Below are 23,464 nucleotides of genomic sequence, written 5' to 3'. Positions count from 1 at the left end.
GCGATCGGGGTCCCCCTGCTCGAGCGAAGCCGAGAGCTTGGGGGAGGGTGGGCACAACGGACGGCGCCCCTTGCCGGGCCTGGGCTCCCGCCCCCTGACCCGCACCACGTCGTGCGGCCCCCGGGGGTGCGGGCAGGTGCAGGGGCGGAGGCGCCGCTGAAGGCGCCGTCCCGTGTGCCCACCCGCCCCGCCCCAGCGGGACGACTGCCCACACGGCGGTGGGCGAGGCAACGGCCCTGCAGGCGCCGTTTCGCGCGGGGGCGCAGGCACCTCCCCGCAGGGCGCCGTTTCGCACGGCGCATGAGCACCGCGGCTCGGCGGGGGGCGGGCCCACACGGCGGGTGGGCACGCGCCGGCGGGGGCGGGCCCGCAGTGCGGCCGGCAGCGCGCGGCCGGAAACGATCGGCCCTGGCGTGGCGCGGCGTTATGCTCGGCGCGCTTTGCCCGGGTTCCTACCTCCGGGCGTCCGCCCGCCTCCCCCCGGCCGTCGAAGGACAGACCATGACCTCCGTCTCCTCCGGTTCGCTCTCCGTCTCGTCCGCCACCCCGCAGGAGTGGGCGCTCGTGCGGTCCTGGGCCGCCGAGGAGGGGTGGAATCCCGGGCTCTCCGACGTTCCGGCGTTCTTCGCCCAGGACCCCGCCGGCTTCTTCCTCGGCCGGGTCGACGGGGAGCCGGTCTCCGCCATCTCGGTCGTCAACTACGACGACTCCTACGCGTTCCTCGGCTTCTACCTCGTCCGCCCCGGACTCCGCGGCCTCGGGCACGGTCTGGCCACCTGGCGGGCCGCGCTCGCCCACGCGGGCGGCCGGGCCGTCGGGCTCGACGGGGTGCCCGCGCAGCAGGACAACTACCGGCGCTCCGGCTTCAGCACGGCGTACCGCACCGCGCGGTTCGTCGGCGAGGTCCCGGCCCCCGACCGCCCGGTGGCCGGCGTGGTGGCCGCCGAGCGGGTCGATCCGGCCGCCCTCGCCGCGTACGACAGCGTCTGCCATCACGCCGACCGGCCCCGGTTCCTGGACGCCTGGGTGACCACTCCCGGCCATCGGGCGCTGGCCCGCGTGGTCGACGGCCGTCTGACCGGGTACGGGCTGGTTCGTCCCGCACAGGACGAGGCACGTGTGGGGCCGCTGTTCGCGGACACCCCGGCGGACGCGGCGGCCCTGCTCGACGGGCTCGCCGCCGAGGCGCGGGAGTTCGGCGCGGCCCGGATCGCGGTCGACATGCCGGAGGCGAATCCGGCGGCGGCCCGGCTGGCCCAGGAGCGCGGTCTGGAGCCGACGTTCGAGACGGCGCGGATGTACACGGGACCGGTCCGTCCGGTGGCGCGGGAGCGCGTCTTCGGCGTCACCACGCTCGAACTGGGCTGACCTCCACACCACCGGTGGCACGGGAACGCGTCTTCGGCGTCACCACCCTGGAACTCGGCTGACCTCCACACCACCGGTGACACGGCAGCGCCTCTTCGGCGTCACCACCCTCGAACTCGGCCGACCTCCGCCCCCGGAGGCCCCCCGCAAGCGACGTCCGCTCCACCCCGGCGGGCCCGAACTCGCGCCCGCGTGCCCAGAAACGGCCCCGTACCGCACCCCTCCCGCCCCTCGCCGCCCTCCCCTCCCCGCACCCCCGCCACCCCTTGAGGGGTGACAAGGGTTTTCCCCGTATCGGGTTCACCCCCCCGTTCCCTACTGTCCTCCGCACCGGCAGATATCATCCCCCGAGCGCACCGTGTCAGGTGCATGCGGAGGGTGCTGTCCGCCGGTGGCGGCCTTGACCCGGGCCGTCGCGCCGGTGGCGGCGCACGGGCCCCCCAAGCCCAGGGACGGACGGACGGCGACCCCACTTCGCCCCCGTGTGTCCCGCGCCGTCGCCACTGCTCCGCAGTTACGTCGTACTCGAAAGGGCCACACCTTGAACGGTTCCAGGCGGAGAGTCATATCCGTGGTCGCGAGCGCCGCGATCCTCGGTGCCGCTGCCATGACTTCCGGGGCGTTCGCCGCCACCCCGGTCGCTGCCAGCCCGAAGCCGGTTCCGGCTTCGCAGACGATGCGGGCGCTTCCGAACGCCCCCGTCGAGAAGGTGATCGTCACCTACAAGAGCCGGACCGCCGAGGCCGGTTCCAACACCGCCGTGAAGAGCGACACGGCCGAGAAGGCCGCGAAGACGGGCGAGAAGCTCTCCTTCGAGCGCCGCCTCGCCGGCGGTGCCGCCCTGGTGAACCTGGGCGGCAAGGCGACCAAGCAGGACGTGACCGAGGTCATGGACGCGTTCCGCGCCGACCCGGCCGTCGCCTCGGTCGAGCCCGACATCCGCGCCTACGCGATGGCGGTCACCCCGGACGACACCGACTACGCCAAGCAGTGGGACCTCTTCGAGCCCACCGGTGGCATGAACGTTCCTGCAGCCTGGGACAAGACGACCGGCTCCGGCGTCACCGTCGCCGTCATCGACACCGGCTACGCCGCCCACTCGGACCTGGCGACCAACATCGTCTCCGGCTACGACTTCATCTCGACCTCCGCCGACGCCCGCGACGGCAACGGCCGCGACGCGGACTCGAAGGACGAGGGCGACTGGAACGCCACCGACGGCGAGTGCGGCACCGGCTCCACGGCCTCCAACTCCTCCTGGCACGGCACCCACGTGGCCGGCACCATCGCCGCGGTCACCAACAACACCAAGGGCATCGCGGGCATCGCGTACAACGCGAAGATCCAGCCCGTGCGTGTGCTCGGCAAGTGCGGCGGTTCGTCCTCCGACATCGCCGACGCCATCACCTGGGCCTCCGGCGGCACCGTGGCGGGCGTCCCGGCCAACCCGACCCCCGCCAAGGTCATCAACATGAGCCTGGGCGGCGCGAGCTCCACCTGCCCGAGCGTCTACCAGACCGCGATCAACGGTGCCATCTCGCGCGGTACCACCGTCGTCGTCGCGGCGGGCAACAGCAACGCCAACGCCTCCGGCTTCACCCCCGCGAACTGCACCGGCGTCATCACCGTGGCGTCGACCAACCGCGCCGGCAGCCGCTCGTACTACTCCAACTACGGCACCATCGTGGACGTGGCCGCGCCCGGCGGCGAGACCCGCAACGCCACCGACACGCCCGGCACCGTCACCACGCCCGAGAACGCGATCTACTCCACGCTGAACTCGGGCCTGACGACCCAGTCGACGGAGACGTACAAGCCCTACCAGGGCACCTCGATGGCGGCCCCGCACATCGCCGGCCTGGCCGCCCTCCTGAAGTCGGCCAAGAGCACGCTCACCCCGGCCGAGATCGAGTCCGCGATCAAGAACACCGCCCGCCCGCTGCCCGGCACCTGCACCGGCGGCTGCGGAACCGGCATCGCCGACTCCGCGAAGGCTGTGGACTCGGTCCTCAACACCACCCCGCCGTCGGGCACCGTCTTCACCAACGCGACGAACGTGACGATCGCCGACAACACCACCGTGTCGTCCTCGATCCCCGTCACCGGCCTCGCCGGCAACGCCCCCGCCACCCTCAAGGTCGGCGTGGACATCAAGCACACCTGGCGCGGAGACCTGGTCATCGACCTGGTCGCCCCCGACGGCACGGTGCGCAACCTGAAGACCTCGTCCTCCTCGGACAGCGCCGACAACGTCCTGACCACCTACACGGTCGACGCGTCGAGCGAGGTCGCCAACGGCACCTGGAAGCTCCAGGTCCGCGATGTGGCCTCGGGTGACACCGGCTACATCGACTCGTGGAGCCTCACCTTCTGACGCACCACCGCACCACCTCTGAACCACCCCCCACATCAGCATCCTTGCTGGTCAGCGACGCGCCCGTGGTCTACACCACTGGCGCGTCCTGGCGTTGTGGGAGCGCGCACGCCCACGGCCCCGTGTCCGTATGCCGGACACGGGGCCTGGACTGTGCCGGTGGGCTCCGTATCCTCTGCGCACGGGGTTCATGGGCCGGGCCCCGAGGGGCCGGAGGTGGTGGACAGTGACGACAGCTCCACAGAGTCCTGCCCCGGTGGGCCGGGAGGAACTCCTCACCCGGCTCGAACGCGCCCTCCACACCCGCGGCCGCGCCCTGCTCACCGGAGCCGCCGGCGTCGGCAAGACCGAGGTCGCGCTCGCCGAGGCGGCCCGCGCCGAGGCGCGCGGCGAGACCGTGCTGTGGCTCGCGACCCTGCCGTCCGACCGCGAGATACCCGGGGCGGCCGCCGCCGCGCTCGTGGCCTCCGTGGCGGCCACCGTGACCTGGCCGGGCCTCGGTACCGGCCGGCCCGTCCCCGAGCAGCCCGCGGGCGGGCTGCTCCCCTCCCCGTCGTCCGACGACGCCGGCGTGCTCGCCTCGGGGGTGCTCGCCTCCGGGGTCTTCGACCAGCTGCCGGGCCCCCAGCGCACCGCCGTCGCCATGCTCTGCCGCGAGGCCCCGATCGACGCGGGCGGCTGGGACCCGATCGCGCTGCGCCTCGGCATCGCCCGCATCCTGCGCGCCCTGACCTGCCGCGGCCCCGTCCTGCTCGTCGTCGACGGGGTGCAGCACGTCGACGCGGACAGCGCGGACCTGCTCCGCTTCGCCCTCCACCTGGCCCCGCCCGCGCTGCGGGTGGTGGCGGTGGAGACCCCCGAGCCGTACGCCGAGGCCCACGAGCCGTACCGCGAGAGCCACCGCGCCGAGGACCCGCACGCCGCGCACCTCTGGGTGCCGTCGGAGGCGGACGTGCTGCGCGTCCCGCCGCTGCACGCCGACGAGATAGCCGAACTCCTCATCCACCACCGTCTGCCCTCCCGGATGGCCGGCCGCATCCACCGCGCCAGCGGCGGCAACCCGCGGCTCGCGCTCGCCGTGGGCCGTTCGCTCGCCGACGCGCGGACCCCGGTGCACCACGCGGAGGCGCTGACGCTCTCCGGGCGCGCCCGCGACCTCGCCCGCCAACTCCTGGGCGCCGCGCCCCCCGCCGTACGCGAGACGCTGCTGCTCGCCGCCCTCGCGCTGCGCCCCTCGGCCACGCTCGTGCGCCGCGCCGGGCGGCCCACCGCGGAGGCGGACCTCGCGGCGGCCGAGCGGGCCGACCTGGTCTCGCTCGCCGAGGACGGCTCGGTGACCTTCACCGCGGGACTGCTGCCCTCCACGCTGGTGCACGACGCCTGCTGGGCCGAGCGGAGCGCCGGGCACGCGGCCCTCGCGGAGGTCGTGGACGACCCCGTGGAGGCGGTACGGCACCGGGCGCTCGCCACCGAGCGACCGGACGAGGAGCTCGCCGCCGAGGTCGCGGCCGCCGCCGACCTGGCCCGGCGGCGCGGGAACAGCGCGCTCGCCGCCGAACTGGCCCTGCTCGCCGCCGAGTCGACACCGGGCCGGCACGGGACGCGGCGGATCGCGCGGCTCGTCGACGCCGCCGAGGAGGCCGCCCGCGCCGCCCGCGCCGACCTCGCGATGCGGGCCGCCACCGATCTGCTCGCCCGGGACGCGGGGCCGTCCGACCGGGTCAGGGCGCGGCTGGCCGTGCTCGACACGGCGGGGCAGGGGCTCACCGGGCTCGACGAGATGTACGTCCACGCCATGGAGGACTCCGAGGGGGACACCGCCCTGCGGGCCGCCGTGCAGCTGCGCCTCGCCGTCAAGTACGTCCTCGCGGACGGCGATCCGGAGCGCTCGCGGACGGCGGCGGTCGAATCGGCCGCGCTCGCGGCCTCGATGGGCGATCCGCGGCTCGCGGTGCAGGCCCTGACCGTGCAGGCGCGGATGGAGCGGGCGCTCGGCGCCCCGGACGCCGAGGCGGTGCTCGCCCAGGCGCGCGCCCTGGAGCTCGCCGAGCGTCCGCTCGGGATCCGTAACGCCGCACAGATCCTGACGATCCGTCACGCCCTCTTCGACGACCGGCTCACCGACGCGCGGGACGAGCTGAACGCGCTGCTGCCGCTGGTCCAGCGGCGCGGCTCGGTCGAGGACACCATCGAGCTGTTCTCCACGCTGGCGGCGATCGAGTCCCGGAGGGGCGCCTGCGCGGCCGCCCTCGCGCACGCGGGCCAGTCCCTCGCGCTCACCCTGGAGGCGGGCCTCTCCCCCGGCCCCGCCTGGTACACGCTCGCGCTCGCCGAGACGGCCGGCGGCAGTTTCGCGCGGGCGGCCAGCTACGCGCGGCGCAGCGTGCAGGCCTCGGAGGAGGAGGGCGACCGGGTCTTCCTCTCCCGGAGCCGGTACGCGCTCGGACGCGTCCAGCTGATCAACGGCGACGTCGCCGCCGCCCTGGAGACCCTGCGGCGGGTCCAGGCCGACGAGCGCGCGCAGTCCACGGTGGACCCCTCGATGCTGCGCTGGCACGAGGAGCTGGCCGAGGCGCTGCTCGCCCAGGACGCGGGCGACGAGGCCCTGGCGCTCCTCGCGGACGTGCGGCCGGTGGCGGAGCGGCTCGGCCGGTCCACGGTCCTGCTCGGCTGCGACAGGGCGTACGCCCTGTGCCTGGCGGCGGAAGGGCGGACGGACGAGGCGGCCGAGCTGCTGACCCGTACGGCCGAGAGCTTCGGCCGGGCCGGACTGCCGCTGGAGCGGGGCCGGGCGCTGATCGCCCTCGCCCGGGTGGAGCGGCGGCGCCGGCGCCGGTCGGCGGCGCAGAGCGCCCTCCACGAGGCGGCCTCGGTGTTCGAGCGGGCCGGGGCGGCGCCGTGGCTGGCCCTGGCGAGCGAGACGCCGGCGGGCGAGGGCGCGGGTCCCGGTGCCGGCGGCGAGGAGTCGGTGTCCGCGCTGTCCTCGCTCACGGAGGCGGAACTGCGCCTGGCCCGTCTGGTGGGCCAGGGCGCGAGCAACCAGGAGGCGGCGGCGAAGCTGTACCTGAGCGTGAAGACGGTGGAGGCGCGCCTGACCCGCATCTACCAGAAGCTCGACGTCCGCTCCCGCGCACAGCTGGCGACGGCCCTGCGCCCGTGAGCGACGCGGGCGAGCGGAGCACGTCACGCCGGCCCCGCCACCCGACGAGCGACCGGATCACATACGCCGCCCCCGGCACCCGCCCGCCCCGCAGCCCGCACGACGGGCCCCGAGGGCGGGCCCGAACCACCCCGCACCCACCCCAAGTCCGGCCCACGGCAGGCCCGTCCCGAAGCACCCGACGGGCGGGTCCGGGAGACCGGATCCGCCCGTCGGGGCGCCGCCGCCCGGATCAGGTCGTCGACGCGCCGAACCACTCGCGCAGGGCGCCGAGGAGCTCCTCCTGGTCCTCGCCGGCCCACACGACGTGCCCGTCCGGCCGCAACAGCACGGCGGGCACGTCCAGTTCCTCACTGACGTCGACGACGTGGTCGACGCGGTCCGCCCAGCCCTCCGCGGAGAGCCGGCCGCTCTGGTCGAGCAGGAGTCCGCGGCCGCCGTGCGTCAGCTCGTAGAGCCGCCCCCGCTTCAGCGTCACGTCCCGCAGCCGCAGGCCGAGGAGTTCGTGGCCCTCGCCGAGGTCGTAGCGGACGTCGACGGCGGTGATCAGACCGGTCACGTACCGGTTCACCTCCTCGAAGTCCATCAGCTTCGAGAACAGTTCCCGCAGGGCGGTCGCTCCGGGGTCGGTGCCGAGGAGGGTCATCTGCGCGCGGGTGTTCTCGACCACACGGGCACCGACCGGGTGCCGTTCGGCCTCGTACGTGTCGAGCAGCCCTTCCGGCGCCCAGCCTGCGACGGCGGCGGCCAGCTTCCAGCCGAGGTTGAACGCGTCCTGGATGCCGAGGTTGAGGCCCTGGCCGCCGGTCGGCGGGTGGATGTGCGCCGCGTCGCCGGCCAGGAACACCCGGCCGACCCGGTAGCGCTCGGCCTGCCGGGTCGCGTCGCCGAAGCGGGACAGCCAACGCGGCGAGTGCACGCCGAAGTCGGTGCCGGCGACGGCCCGCAGCCGGCTCTTGAAGTCGTCGAGGGTCGGCGCGGTCGCGCGGTCCTCGGCCACGCCGTCGGCGGGCACGACGATGCGGAATGCGCCGTCTTCGAGGGGCTTGACGCCGAACCGCAGCTGGGTCTTCTGGACCTCGGCGACGACGGCGGCGACGGTCTCCGGGTCCGCGGTCGCCTCCATGTCGCCGAGGAGCGTCTCGACGGTGGGGGGCTCGCCGGGGAAGCCGACGCCGAGCAGCTTGCGCACGGTGCTGCGGCCTCCGTCGCACGCGGCGAGGTAGCGCGAGCGCAGCTCCGTGCCGTCCGCGAGCGCGACGGTCACCCCGTCCTCGTCCTGGCTCAGCCCGACCACCTCGGTGCCGCGCCGGATCTCCGTGCCGAGTTCGAGCGCGCGCTCCTGGAGCAGCCGCTCGGTGACCGGCTGCGGCGTGGCGAGGCCGTACGGGTGTGCCGTGTCGAGCCGTTCCGGCCACGGCTTCATCACACCGCCGAAGAGGCCGCCGACGGAGAACTTCTCGCTGACCTCGGTGAACCGCTCCAGGAGGCCCCGCTGGGCCATCATCTCGACGCTGCGCGCGTGCAGGCCCTGTCCCCGGGACTCCCGGGTCGGCTCGGCGAGCTTCTCCAGAACGACCACCCGCACGTCGTGCAGCCGGAGTTCGCTCGCGAGCATCAGGCCGGTCGGTCCGCCGCCGACCACGATCAGATCAAACATTCAGTACGCCCCGTTTTCCACAGTTCCTTGGTTCGAACGGAGATTCTGCTGCACGAAGGGGGCCTTGCCGCAAGGCCCCCTGTGCGCTATATCTTGAGAGTGGCAAGGAGAGGTCGACCCTCCTTGCCCTTGTTGTTTTCCGGCTCTTTTCCGTCCCGGCCGTCGCCCTCAGATCGTGAAGGGGCGCTGGTTCAGGAAGTCCGGTGACGGAGTGCCGGTCAGGTAGAGGTTCGGGCTCTGGGTCGGCGGCAGCAGGCGCTGGATGTCCCGGTGGAAGGTGCGGTAGCCGCCGCGGAAGGCGCCCTCGTCCCACACCCGGAGCAGGGCCTCGGTGAAGGCGCCGTTGACGGCGCCGTCGGCGGCGACCTGGTTGTCCTGGCAGGCCGACACGAGGAGCGCGTCGGGGCCCGCCCCGTCGGCCGGCGCGTCCTTGGCCAGGGTCCGCTGGAGCTCCTCGAACCAGGCCCGGTCGCGGTCGTAGAGCTGACGCTGCCACGGCTCCGGCATGTAGCGGCCCGGGGTCTCGTCGGCCGCGCCGCCGGGGAGTTCGATGCTGCTGCCGCTGTGGCAGCAGTCGAACAGGGCGACGATCCGTACGTCGTCGGCGAAGGCGCGGAAGGCCTGGTGCACCTCGTCGTCGAGGAACTGGCGGTCGTAGAACACGAGGGTCTCGTCGAGCGCGTCGGGCTCGTCGTCGGCGCCCGTGGCGTCGGGGACCTGGCCGCCGTGGCCCGAGTAGCTGAAGAGCAGGATGTCGCCGGGGACCAGCCGGGCCGCGGCCTCGTGGAGCACGGAGGTGACGTTGGCGACCGTGCCGTCGGCGGTGAGCAGGGTGGTGGCCTCGAATCCGGCGGTCCGGGCGAGCCGCGCCATGTCGTGGGCGTCGTTCTCGCAGGCGATCAGGGTGCCGTCCCAGCCCTCGTAGCGGGCGGGGTCGACCCGGTTGAGTCCGACGTGCAGGGAGAGTCCGGTGGCCATGGGGTGCCTCCTCGTGCGGAGCGGAGGGATGCCGGGAGGGACAGGGATGCGGGGGCGGGGGACGCCGGAGGACGGGGTGCCGGGGGCGTCTGATCGAGTGGCCTGCGGTCCTGCGCCGAGCGCGACCCTCGCCACGCGGTACTTACATCGTATGAACCCTTCCGATGCGCCGCCCCCCGCCGGCTCGTCCGCTCCCGCCTCGTCCGCTCCCGGCTCGTCCTCCGCCGCGGTCTCGTCCTCCGCCGGCGCGTCCTCCGCCGCCGGGAAGGACGCCCGCCGTGCCGCCCTCGCCGACCGCACCGGCTACGACGAGGCCTTCCTCGGCCCCGTCGTCCCGCTCGCGCTCCCGGTCCGGGAAACGATCGAGACGGTGATCCTGCCGTACACCCACTTCACCGTCGTCTTCCGGCCCGACCGGCGGCTCGCGGCCTCGACCGCGGTCTGCATCGAGGGACGGGACCTCCTGGAGGACATCCCCCGGGACGACGTCTGGGAGTTCGATCCCCGGCTGCCGGAGGAGCAGCAGGCCGGTGACGACATCTACCGGAACAACAGCCTCGACCGGGGTCACCTGGTCCGCCGGCTCGACCCGGTCTGGGGTGCCCCGGCCCTGGCGTCCCGGGCCAATACGGACACCTTCCACTTCACCAACGCCGCTCCCCAGGCGGACGTCTTCAACCAGGGCAAACAACTCTGGCAGGGCCTGGAGAACTACCTGCTCGACCACGCCGCCGAGTACGACCGGAAGCTGACGGTCCTCACGGGCCCGGTGCTCCACGACTCCGACCCGCCGTACCGGGGGGTGCAGGTGCCGCTGCGGTTCTGGAAGGTGGCGGCGTTCATGCAGGACGGGGCGCTCGCCGCCGCCGCGTACGTCCTCGACCAGAGCCCCGACCTGAGCCGGGACGCGGAGCGCGCCCTGGCGGGGGCGAAGGCCGGTGCGCCGCCGCCGCTGGGCCCGTTCCGCACGTACCAGGTGCCCGTCTCGGACGTCGCGGAGATCACCGAGCTGGAGTTCGGGCCGCTGCCGGACGTGGACGTGATGCCGCCGACCCGCGGCGCCCCTGAGGAGCGCTGGCGGCGCCTCGAGTCGTACGCGGACATCGTGCTGCACCCCTGACCCCGGCGGGTCCGCGAGCAGCGATTGCGACCGTCCCCGCCCGGTGGAACCATGAAGGGGGATCAGCCAGTTCGTCTGGCCTGGACCGGTCACGGCCGGTCACGACTGATCTCGTCAGGTCCGGCGCCGGAGCGACCGGCGCTGCGCGAAGAGCGCCGGGCAGGTGCGGTATGCCGCTCACCGAGACGGAGTGGGGGCTCGTCGCCAGCTGGGCGCGGGACCATCTCCTCGACACCCCCGAGCCACGCGGCCGGCTGCTGCGCGCGGGCCTGCCGGCCGACTTCGTCGAGGACCTGCCGCTCACCGCGGACGCCGACCGGAACGCCCTGCTCGTGGTCGCCGCGGCCCGCCGGGACATCGCCCACCAGCGCCGGCTGCTCTCCGTGCTCGCCGGTCTCGACGCGCTGGCCGCGATCCGTGATCCGCGCGGCTTCGAGCAGGGCGCCGAGGCCCGGAACCTGCTGACCCGGCTGCGGGAGGACGAACAGCTGCGCCGTTCCCCCCGGGACCCCTTCGACAGCATGCTCCTCAAGCACGGCACGGAGGTGTTCCTGGACCGGAGCGAGCTGCGCGAGAAGCTCCGGGGTTTCCTGGCCGACCCGGAGCAGACGGTGTTCGTCGTCGACGGGCCCCCGGACAGCGGCCGGTCCTACACGTACGAGCTGATCCGCCATCTCGGTCAGCACTGCGACTTCCGTCCGGTCCGGGTCACCCTCTCCCGTACGTCCACGGCGGCGCGCCTGATGGAGCGGCTCTCGGCCTTCGTGGCCGGGCCGGAGTCCGACCGGATCCCGTTGAATCCCACACGGTTGAACGATCCACTGCCCAGCTTCGAGGACGCCGCCCACCGGATCGTCTCCCGGGCGACCGCCGCCGAGGAGCGCTTCTGGCTGGTCCTCGACGACTGCGACCGGCTCGACCCGCACTCGGACGTGTGGGACTGCATCGGCGTCCTCGCCCGCGCGATCTACGAGCACACCCCCGTACGGGCGGACACCGTCCCCCGCCTGGTGCTGCTCGGCTACGCGACGACGATGCGGCAACTCCCGTACGAGATCCGGAAGAACGAGTGCCGCGACACGACCCGCCTCGCCGACGAGGGTGATCTCCGGGCCTTCTTCCGGGAGTTCTTCACCGACTCCGCGCCCGTCGATGACGAGTCGACCGTCCACGAGCTCACCGAGACGGCCGTGGCCGAGGTGCTGCGGGCCGTCGACTCCCCGGCGAACGGCGACAGTTACATGCGTCGGCTGTGTACGGCCGTGGAGGACGTCGTACGGCTCCACCGGACGCTCCCCCCGACGTCACCCCCGCCGGGCGAGGCCGGTCCCCTGCTCCGCGACGCCCTGCGCACCAGCCTCGCCTCCCCCGCCGCCGCGCTGCCCGATCTGCGCAGGTCCTACCGCGAGGCCGCCTGCCTGCTCCGGGAGTTCGACCCCGCGCTGCTGCGGCTCCCGGGCGAGGAGCAGGCCACCGGTCGGGCGGTCCTGGAGCTCGTCGACGACTGCACGGCCCTCCCGGTGCCCGGGGCCACCGTGTGGACGCTCAAGCCCGAGACCCGCGACACGGCCCTGACGGGCCTCGCGGGCCCCGGCGCCGCCCTGCGCGCCCTCCGGGCCAACATCGACCTGCGCCCCGAGGGCCCCGGTCCGGAACGCACGGCACTCTCCCTCCTGACGGGCGCGGGCCTGCCCACGGCGGTGGTGGCACCGGCGGAAGCAGGCGGTGGTCCGCTTCCGGCCGGAGGGGTACTGACAGAGCCGGGCGCGGGTTCCGCAGGGCTCCCCCCGACCGGGTCGGTCGCAGGCTCCGCAGGGCTCCCCCCGACCGGGCCGGTCGCAGGCTCCGCAGGGCTCCCCCCGGCCGGGTCGGGCGCGGGTACCCCGGGCCTTCCGGCGGCCGGCGCGGGCCCGGCCGCGGGCCCCGTCGCCCGGGACGAGGTCGAGGTGCTCTCGGACGCGCTGCAGGCCACGCTCTGGCTCAGCCGGGTCCCGGGCGTGACCGGGCTGCCCGCCGTCGACGAGGTGCAGCACCGTCTGGAGCAGGCCCGGCTGCTCCAGCCGATGCGCCGGCTCGTCCGCGGGACCTTCCACGGCCGCACCGCCGAACTCGACGCCCTGCACGCCTATCTCGCGCTGCCCGAGGAGCCCGCGGAGCCGCCCGTCCTGCTGCACGGCGTCGGCGGCATCGGCAAGAGCACCCTGCTCGCCAAGTTCCTCGTCGACGCGCTCGCCGCGGCGGGCCCCGCCGGGTTCCCCTTCGCCTACATCGACTTCGCGCGCCCGACGCTCTCCATCCACGAACCGGCCACCGTGATCGCGGAGATGGCCCGGCAGCTGGGCGTCCACCATCCGGCCCACCGCGCCGCCTTCGAGGAGCTCGCGGACGAGTGCGAGCGGACGGCGGCGCGCCAGCGCGGCGAGCGCAACGAGCTCGACGAGCTCTACCAGCTGGCCGGCACGCGGGCGACGCTCGGCCGCGACTACTCGTCCGACTTCCACGCCCGGGCCAGCGCCCGCGAGCAGGAGCTGGCCCACCGGGCCGCGTCCCTGGTCGCCGAGGCCGTCCGCCCGGCACCGGGCGAGGCGCCTCCGCCGCTGGTCGTGGTCGTCGACTCCTTCGAGGAGGCCCAGTACCGCGGTTCCCCCGTCCTCGCCCGTATGTGGGCCGTCTGGACGGCCCTGCGGGCGGCCTATTCACGGCTTCGGTTCGTCGTCTCCGGGCGCGCGCCGATCGACCATCCGGCCCGGGTCCTGACCCCGCGCACGATGGAGCTCACCGAACTGGACCACGAGGCCTCCGTGGACCTGCTGATGTCCTCCGGGGTGGACGACGAGCCGCTCGCCGAGGACCTCGCCGACCGGATCGGCGGCCATCCCCTGAGCCTGAAGCTCGCGGCCCGGACGGCGGTCGCTCTCGGCGCCGACTCCCCCTCGCTCGGCGAGCTGCTGCGCGGACTGCCCTCCCGGCGCCGGTACTTCGACCGGCAGGTCGACCAGATGCTCATCCAGGGCACGCTGTACGACAGGCTCCTCAAGCACATCGCGGAGGACGACGTCCGGGCCCTCGTGCAGGCGGGTCTCGCCCTCCGCTTCATCACCCCCGACCTGATCCGGGAGGTCCTCGCGGAGCCGGCGGGGCTGCGCGTCGAGAGCCCCGGGGAGGCCCGCCGGCTCTACGGGCTGCTCACCTCGCGGGTCGACCTGATGGAGTCGGCCGGGCCGGAGGCCATCCGGCACCGGACCGATCTGCGGGCCATCATGCTGCGCCTCTCGGACAGCGCGCGGACGGATCTGATGCGGGCGGTGGACCGGCGGGCCGTCGCCTACTACGCGGTCCGCGAGGGGCCACGGGACCGCGCCGAGGAGATCTACCACCGGCTCCGGCTCGGCGAGAACCCCCGTACGGTGGAGGCCCGTTGGGAGCCCGGCGTCGCGCCCTACCTGGGCGGGTCGACGCACCGGGAGATGGCGCACCGCTCGGCCGCGTTCCTCCTCGGCAGGATCGGCGGCCACGTGCCCGACCAGATCATGACCGAGGCGGACCAGGAGGACTGGGAGCGGATCGCCGCGCGCGAGGTCGAGGACCTGCTCACCCAGGGGTACGTGGAGGCCGCGGGCCAGCGGCTCGCCGAGCGGCGGCCGTGGACACCGTGCAGCAGGCTGCACGCGCTCCTCGCCGAGACCCTCGCCCGGTCCGGGCGGACGGAGGAGGCGCGCGCGGGCGCCGAGCGGGCCGTGGACGGGGCGGAGGAGGCCGGCTGCGCGGAGACCCAGCTCGGACTGCTGCAGCTGTCGGCCCGGCTCGCCCAGGACACGGGCGACTTCGCGGCGGCGGACCGCGATCTCCAGGAGGCGGAGGAGATCGCCTCGGGCCTCGGGCTGCGCTTCGAGTCGCTGGGCGTGCTGGTCGCCCGGTCGCGGCTCGCGGCGCTCTCGGACGCCGACGCGGCCCCGGCGGAGGAGCGCCTGGCCCGGACGCTGCGCGGGATGCCGGACGCGGATCTGGCCCGGCAGCCCTCCCTGGCCCGTACGGCGGCGGCCACGGCGTGCCGGGCGGACCCGCGCCTCCTGGAGCACACGCTGCGGCTGGTGGGGCTCCCGGCGGACGAGGAGGCGGTGGTCACCGAGCTGGCCCGCTGGATCGACACCACCCTCACCGACGAGCCCGGCCTGCGCGCGCCGCTGAGCCGCATCCTGGAGTCCGCCGCCGGGTCCGAGGCGTCCCCCGGCGGCGGCCGTCCGGACCTGGAGCGGATCGAGCGGGACCTTCGGGAGGCGCGGCGGCGCGGCACCCTGGACAGCGTCGCCCGGCAGGCGCTCACGCTCCGGGACGGCAGCGGGGACCTGCTGCTCGGGGTGGCCTCCGCCATGGACGCGGGGCCCACCCCGCGTGGCACCGCACTGCGCGGAACCGGCGCCGCCGGGCGCGGCGCGGAGCCGGGGCCCCGGCCCGGCCTGTGGACGCGTCCGCCGCCGAACGCCGCCGGGGCCGCGCTCCGGAAGGTGCCGTTCCTGCCGCAGGAGGAGCTGGTCCGGGTCCGCAACGCCGCCATGGAGGCGGGGCTCGCCGACCGGGCGCTGCGTCCGGCGCTCCTGAAGGGCATCCCCGGCTACTTCACGGCCACGCTGGAACCGCTGGACGACCCCCTGGAGCAGGCGCACGCCGACCTGAACGCGATGAACCAGGTCGAGCGGCTCCTCGACGGCCTGGTGCCGCTGGAGATCTGGCTGCACAACGCGATCGAGCAGACTCACGAGCCGGGTCCGCGTGCCGTGCTCCAGGGCGCCCTGGACGCGGTGGCCCGCGCGATCACCGGCGAGGCGGAGCTTCCGGCGGAGATGATGCCCGGGGAGATGAAGGAGGAGATCGTCCTCCAGGACGACACCGTGCCGTACGAGTTCCTGCACGGCGGCATCAGGGCCGGCGCCTCCGTCGCGCTGCTGCGGATCCCGCCGTACGAGTCGGGCGCCCCGCTCCTGCCCTCGTACCCGCACGGCGGCACCGGCTGGATGATCGCCCCCGATCTGCTGATCACCAACCACCATGTGGTGCTGGCCCGTTCGTGGGAGTCGGGCGTCCGGCCGTACGTGAGCGACGAGGACCTGCAGCTCCAGGCGCTCATGTCGCGCTCCCGCTTCGACTTCGTCGAGAACGCGGCGACCGCGCCGGAGGCGACGGCGGGCGAGCTCGCGGCCTGGGACGCCGCGCTGGACTACGCGATCGTGCGGCTCTCCGCCGACCAGCAGGAGCGGCCGACGCTCCGGATCGCCACCCGGCCGCTGCTCGTCCGGGAGCGGCAGCGCGTCCCGGTGAACATCATCCAGCACCCGGGCGGACTGCCGAAGCGGGTCGCGCTCCGCAACAACCTGGTCTACCGGGCGGACGAGCACGACATCCTGTACTTCACCGACACCCGGGGCGGTTCCTCCGGTTCCCCGGTCTGCCTCGACGACTGGACGGTCGTGGGGCTGCACCGGGGGACGCGGAAGGTGGACGAGGTCGAGTTCCAGGGCGCCCGGACGCGGTTCGTGAACGTGGGCACCCAGATGAGCGGCATCCTGGCCCATCTCCGGGAGTTCCGCCCGGATTTGTACGAGGAGATCATGGCGGCCCAGTCGGGGCGGCCGGCCCGGGGGGAAGCGAACGCGAAGCCGAGGTGAGCGACCATGCCGAACGGACCACGGAGTGTGTCGCCGGTGGCGACCGGCGCCGAACGGATCTTCGACGATCTGGGGGAGGTCGCCGCACGGGTGCGTGCGCAACTGGAGGCGGAGATCGCCGAGTCCGCGCTCGAACTCCCCGCCGATGTGGCCCCCGCGGCCGAGATCTCCCGCTTCGCCCGCGAGGAGCGGGCCCGCGTCCTGGAGGCCGGGGTCAGCGGTCTGGAGAAACTGGCCGGGCACCGCGAGGACGAGCTCGACGGGGACGAGACCTTCGGCGTGGAGGCGATCGTCCTCCTGGAAGGCCGTCCCGCGATCCTGGTCCAGCGCCAGGACTTCGCCGAGCAGCGCGACGAGTGGTCGGTCCTGGAGCCGCAGCGGCCCGCGATCCGGGAGTCGCTCGTGCGGGTCGGCCGGGTCGAGGTCACCGGGCACCCCAGCCTGGACTGGATCGGCACGGCCTTCCTGGTCGGCCCGCGGACCGTGATGACGAACCGTCATGTGGCGGCGGAGTTCAGCCGCTTGGAGGGTGAGCGGTGGACGCTGGAGTTCGGCATGTCGGCGCGGGTCGACCCTGGTGAGGAGCTCCCCGTCGAGGGGGAGCCGCCCGGGTCCTCGGTGCCGTACGAGATCACGGACGTCATCGGCATCCACCCCGACGTCGACATGGCCCTGCTCCGTGTCGAACCGGCGGCGGAGGACGGCCTGCCGACGCCGCTCGCGGTCGCGGCGGACGCGCCCGCCAGCCTGCCGGGCCGCCCGGTGTACCTGATCGGCTACCCGGCGTGGGACGGCCGGCGCAACGAGCCCGAGTCGATGCGCCGGATCTTCATGGACGTCTACAACGTGAAGCGGCTCCAGCCGGGCACGGCCACCGAGTTCACCCCCGGCGGCCTGGTGATGAAGCACGACTGCTCGACGCTCGGCGGCAACAGCGGCTCCCCGGTGTTCGACCTCACCGACCACCGGGTCCTCGGCCTGCATTTCGGCGGCCGCTACCGCACGGGGAACTTCGCCGTCCCGCTCTGGGAGCTGGTGGAGGACCCGCTGCTGGCCAAGGCGGAGGTCAACTGGGTCTGAGGGACCGCTACTCGGCGAGGGCCACGGCGTACGCGCCGCGGGCGGTCGTCCCGTCGGCGAGACGCCATTCCGCCACGACCCGGCCGCGGCCCGGTCCGCCGTCCGACCCGGGGCGCAGGACGCGTCGCAGCCGGAGCGTCAGCGGTGCGGCCGCGCCGGTCTCCCGTACCACCACGTCGGTGTGGTCCGGGCCCTCCGCGACCCGTACGAGCTCCGCGCCGGTCGCGGCGGGGGCGAGCGAGGCGGAGACGGTGGGGTCGGTCGTGGCGTCGACGGACTGGTGCTGGGCCTCGGCCCGGCCGGCGAGCAGGGCGTACAACTGGGCGACGAGCACCGGGTCGTGGGCGCCGTCGTAGATCCAGCGCGTGCCGAGCACGCCGTGCTCGGAGGTGCCGATGAGGGCGTGCTCGGCGCCTTCCAGAGGCGCGCCCCGGTAGGTCATGGGGACCAGATAGGCGACCTCGTCCGGTCCGGCGCCGTCGGTGACCGCCATGAGCTCGATGCCCACCTCTCCGGCGGGGTCGTCGAGCCGGAAGCCGCCCGCCTTCGCCGGGCGCGGCTCGTCGGCTCCGCCGGCGTACCAGGCGCGGGTGGGCAGCCACGCGGCGAGCAGCTCCAGCTTGGTGGGCTCCATCGTGGTGTGGTGGATGACGGCCATCGTGTGCTCGTTCCTCTCGAACCTGGGCCCGGGGACCGCACCCCCTGGGCCCGAAGAACCGCAACCTAGCAGGTGGAAGGGATCCCGATGCGAGGGTGTCCACGCCGACCTAGCCTGGAGGCGGAGTGTTGTCCCCGGCCGGCAGGAGGCCCGCCGTGAGGTACTCGCACACACGGGACGTGAGGTACTCGCGCACACGGAACCGGCGCGTCTGCGCGGCCTTCGCGGCCCTGGGGATTCTCGCCGCCCCCGTCGGCGCCGGTACGGCCTTCGCCGCCGAACAGCCCGGCCCCGCCGCCCTCGTGGCGACCGCCCCCTCCCCCTCGTCGGATGCGGACTTCCCGGAACTCACCCCGGCCGTCGCCTCCCGACTGGACCGGGCGGTCCAGGACGTGATGAAGGAGACGGGTGTCCCGGGTGTCACGGTCGGCCTCTCGGCGCCCGGCAAGGGCACGTACATCCGCTCCTTCGGCGTCGCCGACAAGGCCACCGGGCAGCCCATGAACCCCGGGCTCTACATGCGGATCGGCAGCGAGACCAAGACGTTCACGGTGACCGCCCTGCTCGAACTGGTCGACCGGGGCGAGGTGAGCGTGGACGACCCGATCTCGAAGTACGTCGACGGTGTGCCGAACGGCGACCACATCACCCTGCGCAACCTCGCGTCCATGCGCAGCGGTCTCTTCAACTACTCGGCGGACGAGGGCTTCTACAAGGCGTTCACGTCCGATCCCGACCGGCCCTTCACCCCGCAGGAGCTGCTCGCCTACTCCTTCAAGCATCCGGTCCAGTTCGCGCCGGGGGCCGAGTTCGACTACTGCAACACGAACCTCATCCTGCTCGGGCTGGTCGTGGAGAAGGTCAGCGGGACGCCGCTGAACCTGTTCATCCAGAAGAACGTCATCGCGCCGGCGGGCCTGCGGCACACGTACTTCCCGAACGACGCCGCGTTCCCGAGCCCGCACGCCCACGGCTACACCGTGCAGACCGCCTCGGGCCGGCTCGAGGACTCCACCGACTGGAACCCGTCCTGGGGCTGGGCGGCCGGCGCGATGATCTCCGACCTCCAGGACCTGCGCACCTGGGCCCGTGTGGTCGCGACCGGCACCCTGCTGACGCCGAGGACACAGGCCGAGCGGCTGAAGACGTACCCCACGGGCCTCGCCGGCGCCGGGTACGGGATGGGCATCTTCGACGTCCAGGGCTGGATCGGCCACAACGGCTCGCTGCCGGGATACGAGTCGCTCACGATCTATCTGCCGGAGGCGAAGGCCACCCTGGTCGTCCTCCTCAACACGGACGTCCTGCACGACGGCAACGAGCCCAGCACGCTCTTCGGGCAGGCCATCACCCGCGTCGTGACGCCGGGCCATGTCTTCGACATCCCGGTGACGCAGCCCAAGCCGAGTCCGAGCGGGAGCTGACGCGAGTCCGCCACCCCTTCGAGCGCCTGCCTGATAATCTCCGAATTGTCCTGAATCATCCTCTGATCCTCGGCACGCGTCCGTGCCGCCGCAGAATCGGGAGCAGCAATGACCGGTGGACCCGAGCCCCTCAGCGCCGTCGCCCGCGAGGCGCTCGAGCGCGAGCTCGCCGATCTGCGCACCGAACGCGAGGCCGTCGCCGTCACCCTGCGGGGCGGCGGTGGCGACGAGGTCGGCGACCGGGCCGACCAGGCCGACGAGTTGCAGCGCGCCGACGAGCTCGACCGCCTCGGCACCCGCATCACCGAGATCGAGGGGCGGCTCCAGGAGGGTGCCGTGGCGGGGGCGCCGTCCACCGACGCGGTCGGCGTGGGCAGCAGCGTGACCGTGCGGTTCGCGGACGGCACCGAGTCGACCGTCCAGATCGGCGAACTCGCGAACGCCCTCGACACGACCCTGGTCACCGCCGACAGCCCGCTCGGCCGGGCCCTGCTCGGCCACCGCGCCGGCGACACCGTCACGTACGACACACCCGAGGGCCGGACGACCGCGGTCGTGCTCTCGCTCGGCTGACGGCGCCGTGCGGGAGGCACGCGCCGAGGAGGCCGGTCCTCCGGACTCCGGTTCGGGTGAGCGGGAGATCAGGGAGGCCGACCGCAAGGGCGGCCCCGGGCACACCGTCCTGGTGGCGCTGGCGCTCGCGGTGCCCGTCACGAAGCTCGCGTACACGGTCGGCGGCGGCGACGCCGTCCGTGACGTGCTGGTCGGCATGGAGCCGGCGAACTGGCCGGACATCCTGGTCGGCATGCTGATCACGGACCCGCTCCTCGGGTCCGTCCTCGCCGTCGTCGTCTCCCGCGTGATCTTCGCCCTGTTCGCCGCGCGCGGCGCCGTCCCCCTCGGCGGCGGTACGGCAGGGGCGTTCCGGCGGGCCGCACTCACCCTCGTCAATCCGATCGCGGTGGGCGTCATCGACGCCTGCTTCTTCGGGCCGTGGTGGGGCCTCGCCACCGGTCTCGCCGCCTTCGCGCTGCGGCAGGGCGTGGTCGTGGAGTACCGCACGGGACGGCGCCGGCCGCACCACCGGCACCCGCAGGACCGGGCCGGGCACGACGACCCCGGCTACCGGCCGCCGTCCTGGCTGCGCCGCGCCGCCGGGGTGGAGCAGTGGGTGGCCCTGGCCCTGACGGTGGTGGTGCTGCCGTTCCTGGCGTTCGTCTCGGCGCTGGACGGGCAGGCGTGGACGTCGATCGTCGAGTGCCAGGTCACGGACGGTACGCGGACCGGGAGCGACCGCCTGATCGAGCTGAGCCGCAAGGGCAACGGCGTGGTCGGCTGGAACCTCGACTCCGAGCAGATCTCCAACGGCCTCGCCTGTACGAGCGACGAGAGCCGTTACGTACGCGAACCGTGGTGGCGGCGCTGACGCCCGCCCCGGTCAGCGGGTGACGATGCCGGCGACGAGGTTGATGGTGGTCGCCAGGATGCTGGCCCCGAAGACGTACGACAGCAGGCAGTGCCGGAGGACGATCGACCGGACCGTGGGGCTGGAGACGTTCGTGTCGGAGACCTGGTAGGTCATGCCGAGGTTGAAGCTGAAGTAGAGGAAGTCGCTGTACTTCGGCGGGGCCGGGGAGTTGAAGTCGATCCCGCCGCCCGGCTTCAGGGCGTAGTAGAGGTACGCGTACCGGGTGGCGTACATGAGGTGGAGCGCCGCCCAGGCCATGAAGACGCCGCAGAGTGCCGTCGCCGCCGCCGCGTGGCTCAGGTCGGTGCGGCCGACGAGGAGCAGCACGACGATGCCGACGAGCCCGCAGAGGGAGGTCGCGACGACGACGAGTTCCTCGATGACGGGCCGGAACTCCTCCCGCCGGACGTTCCGGTGGGTCGTGGCGGCGTCCATGGGCCACAGGACGCTCCAGCCGGTGACGACGAAGAGGGTCTCGGCCGTGGCGATGCCGGCGAGGATCCCCATCGGCGCGTGGGCCAGGGCCGTGACGAGCGCGCCGGCCGCCGCGCCGGCGAGCGCCGACACGGCGAGCCGGGGAACGGCGCCGAACAGCCGTCGCGCCACGGGTCAGGGCTCCAGGACGACGACGGCCTCGTCCGTGTAGGCCAGGAAGGTCAGGGTCTCCTGGAGGTACAGCTCGATGCCGGTCGCGTCGTGCGAGGTGTAGCCGATCGCCACGTCCTGGCCGATGCGCAGTTCGAAGTCGCCGCCCCGGGTGGAGAGGACGAAGCCGCCGTCGAGGGCGGGCGCCCAGATCGGGGAGCCGTCCAGCATCCGGGCGAGGTGGGCCGCGATCGGGTAGCCGTGGTCGGAGGTCTCACTGACCGCCCGGTACTGGTCGGCGCCGAGCAGCAGCGCGTACGGACCGTCGACGCCGGCCAGCCGCAGGGAGGTCAGGGCCCTGCTGACCGCGTCGGGGTAGTCGCGGGGTTCGGCGGGCAGCCGCAGCACCGGGTTGGAGCTGCGGGAGCGCAAGCCCTCGACCCCGGCGGCCTCGTACCCCTCGAAGACCATGCGGTCCTCGATGAGTGCCAGGGCACGGGCCGCGTCCTTGACGGGCTGCCAGTCGGAGTCCTTCGAGCCGCGCTCGACGTCGTCGACGGCTGCCCGGTCGACGGTGAAGGGCACGCGGAGCTCGACGAGGGGCCGTGCCTCGCGCAGCCGTGCCGTCACGCCGGGCGCGGGCGACGCCAGGTCGGAGAGGTGGCCGGTGCCGACCGCGGAGAGCTCGGATCCGGCCGCGTCGGGGACGTCGACGACGCGGCGGCCCGCGACGTTGCGGCGGAAGGTGCGGCGGGCCTCCTCCTCGATCTCGGCCCACGCGGCCGCGGTGATCGGGGCGAGTGCGCGATGGAGGTTGCCGGTGGACTCGGGGGGCGTCATGGGGCTCAGGCTCCTTTCAGGCTGCCGATGCCCAGGGACTCCCCGGGGGTCGCGGCGGCCGAGGGGGCGGGGAGGTCGTCGAGGAGGCCGGCGCTCGGCACGAAGAAGAGGCCGCCGGTCACGGCCCGGGAGAAGTCGAGGATGCGGTCGGTGGTGCCGGGCGGGTCGCCGAGGAACATGTTGCGGAGCATCCGCTCGGTCACGGCGGGCGTGCGCGCGTAGCCGATGAAGTAGGTGCCGAACTCGCCGGTGCCGATCTGGCCGAACGGCATGTTGGCGCGCACGATCTGCTGCTGGACGCCGTTCTCGTCGGTGATCGTGTTCAGCGCCACGTGCGAGTCCGCGGGCTTGACGTCGTCGGACAGTTCGATGTTGGACCCCTTGCCGCGGCCGATGACCCTCTCCTGCTGCTCGACGGTGAGCGCGTCCCAGGCCGCCATGTCGTGCACGTACTTCTGGACGACGACATAACTGCCGCCCCGGAAGCCGGGGTCCTCGTCGCCGATGTGGACCGCCTCGGCAGCCGTCGTACCGGAGGGGTTCTCGCTGCCGTCGACGAAGCCGAGCAGGTCGCGCTCGTCGAAGTACGTGAAGCCGTGCACCTCGTCGACGACGGTGACCGCGCCGCCCAGGGCGGCCACGATGTGCCTGGCCAGTTCGAAGCAGAGGTCCATGCGCCGGGCGCGCAGATGGAAGAGCAGGTCGCCGGGGGTGGCCGGGGCGCGGTGGCGGGGTCCGCGCAGGGGCGGGAAGGGGTGCAGGTCGCGCGGGCGGGGGCCGCCGACGAGCCGGTCCCATCCCTCGGAGCCGATGCCGACGACGCAGCTGAGGCCGGAGCCGGGGGCACGGAAGGCGACCGACCGGGTCAGCCCCGTCAGGTCCTGGAGCGCCTCCCGCACCGCGGTCTCGCCGCCCGGGTTGACGGTGGCCACCAGAAAGAGGGCCGCCTGCGCGGGCGGGGTGACGACGGGCTGGGGTACGACCATGGCGCTCCCACGGCAGATGACCGGAATGCGGAGGAAAGGGACAGCGTCAGCGTAGGTGCGCGTGATCCGGTACGCAGCCCGGCGGACGGCCCTCCGGCAT

General features: G+C 73.9%; 15 protein-coding genes. 9 read left to right on the top strand and 6 right to left on the bottom strand.

All coding sequences use genetic code 11. The annotated features are described in order from the left end of the window. Nucleotides 1-501 precede the first annotated feature (501 nt). The 3 genes from ACN9M0_RS31095 (at nucleotide 502) to ACN9M0_RS31085 (ending at nucleotide 6,902) form a co-directional block, all read left to right on the top strand. On the top strand, nucleotides 502-1,368 hold the full coding sequence (locus tag ACN9M0_RS31095; protein WP_366037631.1) for a GNAT family N-acetyltransferase: 867 nt from the start codon (nucleotides 502-504) through the stop codon (nucleotides 1,366-1,368). Nucleotides 1,369-2,044: 676 nt separating this feature from the next. After that, nucleotides 2,045-3,742: a S8 family peptidase gene (locus ACN9M0_RS31090; RefSeq protein WP_366037686.1), complete on the top strand. Its 1,698-nt coding sequence runs from the start codon at nucleotides 2,045-2,047 to the stop codon at nucleotides 3,740-3,742. A gap of 226 nt (nucleotides 3,743-3,968) precedes the next feature. Then, nucleotides 3,969-6,902, top strand: coding sequence for a helix-turn-helix transcriptional regulator (locus ACN9M0_RS31085; protein WP_366037630.1), 2,934 nt, complete (start codon nucleotides 3,969-3,971; stop codon nucleotides 6,900-6,902). Between the two features lie 232 nt (nucleotides 6,903-7,134). On the opposite strand, the gene rox is transcribed toward ACN9M0_RS31085, so the two are convergent. Then, the gene (rox, locus tag ACN9M0_RS31080) at nucleotides 7,135-8,562 is read right to left on the bottom strand and encodes a rifampin monooxygenase (protein ID WP_399696840.1); all 1,428 of its coding nucleotides are present in this window, start codon (nucleotides 8,560-8,562) and stop codon (nucleotides 7,135-7,137) included. A gap of 168 nt (nucleotides 8,563-8,730) precedes the next feature. Beyond that, nucleotides 8,731-9,540 carry a caspase family protein gene (locus ACN9M0_RS31075; protein ID WP_366037628.1) on the bottom strand — a complete coding sequence of 270 codons (810 nt, stop codon included), beginning with the start codon at nucleotides 9,538-9,540 and terminating at the stop codon, nucleotides 8,731-8,733. Between the two features lie 151 nt (nucleotides 9,541-9,691). On the opposite strand from ACN9M0_RS31075, the gene ACN9M0_RS31070 reads away from it, so the two are divergent. The 3 genes from ACN9M0_RS31070 to ACN9M0_RS31060 all read left to right on the top strand — a co-directional run bounded on the left by ACN9M0_RS31070 (nucleotide 9,692) and on the right by ACN9M0_RS31060 (nucleotide 17,403). After that, nucleotides 9,692-10,660: a DNA/RNA non-specific endonuclease gene (locus tag ACN9M0_RS31070; RefSeq protein WP_366037627.1), complete on the top strand. Its 969-nt coding sequence runs from the start codon at nucleotides 9,692-9,694 to the stop codon at nucleotides 10,658-10,660. A gap of 170 nt (nucleotides 10,661-10,830) precedes the next feature. Continuing rightward, nucleotides 10,831-16,323, top strand: coding sequence for a trypsin-like peptidase domain-containing protein (locus tag ACN9M0_RS31065; protein WP_426404576.1), 5,493 nt, complete (start codon nucleotides 10,831-10,833; stop codon nucleotides 16,321-16,323). A gap of 6 nt (nucleotides 16,324-16,329) precedes the next feature. Beyond that, nucleotides 16,330-17,403, top strand: a complete 1,074-nt coding sequence (locus tag ACN9M0_RS31060; RefSeq protein WP_366037625.1) for a trypsin-like serine peptidase — start codon at nucleotides 16,330-16,332, stop codon at nucleotides 17,401-17,403. Nucleotides 17,404-17,410: 7 nt separating this feature from the next. Here the strand turns inward: ACN9M0_RS31060 and ACN9M0_RS31055 are convergent, their stop codons facing one another. Next, the gene (locus ACN9M0_RS31055; RefSeq protein ID WP_399696835.1) at nucleotides 17,411-18,061 is read right to left on the bottom strand and encodes a maltokinase N-terminal cap-like domain-containing protein; all 651 of its coding nucleotides are present in this window, start codon (nucleotides 18,059-18,061) and stop codon (nucleotides 17,411-17,413) included. Nucleotides 18,062-18,240: 179 nt separating this feature from the next. On the opposite strand from ACN9M0_RS31055, the gene ACN9M0_RS31050 reads away from it, so the two are divergent. The 3 genes from ACN9M0_RS31050 to ACN9M0_RS31040 all read left to right on the top strand — a co-directional run bounded on the left by ACN9M0_RS31050 (nucleotide 18,241) and on the right by ACN9M0_RS31040 (nucleotide 20,911). Then, complete coding sequence (locus ACN9M0_RS31050) at nucleotides 18,241-19,485, top strand: serine hydrolase domain-containing protein (protein ID WP_426404575.1); 1,245 nt, start codon at nucleotides 18,241-18,243, stop codon at nucleotides 19,483-19,485. A 108-nt stretch (nucleotides 19,486-19,593) separates the two neighbouring features. Then, nucleotides 19,594-20,058: a GreA/GreB family elongation factor gene (locus ACN9M0_RS31045; protein ID WP_366037622.1), complete on the top strand. Its 465-nt coding sequence runs from the start codon at nucleotides 19,594-19,596 to the stop codon at nucleotides 20,056-20,058. Between the two features lie 7 nt (nucleotides 20,059-20,065). Then, on the top strand, nucleotides 20,066-20,911 hold the full coding sequence (locus ACN9M0_RS31040; RefSeq protein ID WP_426404574.1) for a hypothetical protein: 846 nt from the start codon (nucleotides 20,066-20,068) through the stop codon (nucleotides 20,909-20,911). Between the two features lie 12 nt (nucleotides 20,912-20,923). Here the strand turns inward: ACN9M0_RS31040 and ACN9M0_RS31035 are convergent, their stop codons facing one another. The 3 genes from ACN9M0_RS31035 to ACN9M0_RS31025 are packed head-to-tail and all read right to left on the bottom strand — an operon-like array spanning nucleotide 20,924 to nucleotide 23,364. Beyond that, nucleotides 20,924-21,559, bottom strand: coding sequence for a DUF1345 domain-containing protein (locus ACN9M0_RS31035; protein WP_426404573.1), 636 nt, complete (start codon nucleotides 21,557-21,559; stop codon nucleotides 20,924-20,926). A 3-nt stretch (nucleotides 21,560-21,562) separates the two neighbouring features. Next, nucleotides 21,563-22,378, bottom strand: a complete 816-nt coding sequence (locus ACN9M0_RS31030) for a family 1 encapsulin nanocompartment shell protein (protein WP_399696827.1) — start codon at nucleotides 22,376-22,378, stop codon at nucleotides 21,563-21,565. A gap of 5 nt (nucleotides 22,379-22,383) precedes the next feature. Beyond that, nucleotides 22,384-23,364, bottom strand: a complete 981-nt coding sequence (locus ACN9M0_RS31025) for a Dyp-type peroxidase (protein ID WP_366037618.1) — start codon at nucleotides 23,362-23,364, stop codon at nucleotides 22,384-22,386. Between the last annotated feature and the right edge of the window lie 100 nt (nucleotides 23,365-23,464).

Origin of the sequence: Streptomyces sp. R-07, assembly GCF_049913175.1 — a bacterium.
Lineage (GTDB): Bacteria > Actinomycetota > Actinomycetes > Streptomycetales > Streptomycetaceae > Streptomyces.
The sequence above is the reverse complement of the archived record's forward strand: the minus strand, read 5'-3'. Positions and strand labels throughout refer to the sequence as shown.

What these genes read in the sequence shown, in the direction of transcription:
- ACN9M0_RS31095 (WP_366037631.1), top strand. Translation starts at nt 502, where the DNA reads ATGACCTCCGTCTCCTCCGGTTCGCTCTCCGTCTCGTCCGCCACCCCG.
- ACN9M0_RS31090 (WP_366037686.1), top strand. Translation starts at nt 2,045, where the DNA reads ATGCGGGCGCTTCCGAACGCCCCCGTCGAGAAGGTGATCGTCACCTAC.
- rox (WP_399696840.1), bottom strand. Translation starts at nt 8,562, where the DNA reads ATGTTTGATCTGATCGTGGTCGGCGGCGGACCGACCGGCCTGATGCTC.
- ACN9M0_RS31075 (WP_366037628.1), bottom strand. Translation starts at nt 9,540, where the DNA reads ATGGCCACCGGACTCTCCCTGCACGTCGGACTCAACCGGGTCGACCCC.
- ACN9M0_RS31070 (WP_366037627.1), top strand. Translation starts at nt 9,692, where the DNA reads ATGAACCCTTCCGATGCGCCGCCCCCCGCCGGCTCGTCCGCTCCCGCC.
- ACN9M0_RS31065 (WP_426404576.1), top strand. Translation starts at nt 10,831, where the DNA reads ATGCCGCTCACCGAGACGGAGTGGGGGCTCGTCGCCAGCTGGGCGCGG.
- ACN9M0_RS31060 (WP_366037625.1), top strand. Translation starts at nt 16,330, where the DNA reads ATGCCGAACGGACCACGGAGTGTGTCGCCGGTGGCGACCGGCGCCGAA.
- ACN9M0_RS31055 (WP_399696835.1), bottom strand. Translation starts at nt 18,061, where the DNA reads ATGGCCGTCATCCACCACACCACGATGGAGCCCACCAAGCTGGAGCTG.
- ACN9M0_RS31045 (WP_366037622.1), top strand. Translation starts at nt 19,594, where the DNA reads ATGACCGGTGGACCCGAGCCCCTCAGCGCCGTCGCCCGCGAGGCGCTC.
- ACN9M0_RS31030 (WP_399696827.1), bottom strand. Translation starts at nt 22,378, where the DNA reads ATGACGCCCCCCGAGTCCACCGGCAACCTCCATCGCGCACTCGCCCCG.
- ACN9M0_RS31025 (WP_366037618.1), bottom strand. Translation starts at nt 23,364, where the DNA reads ATGGTCGTACCCCAGCCCGTCGTCACCCCGCCCGCGCAGGCGGCCCTC.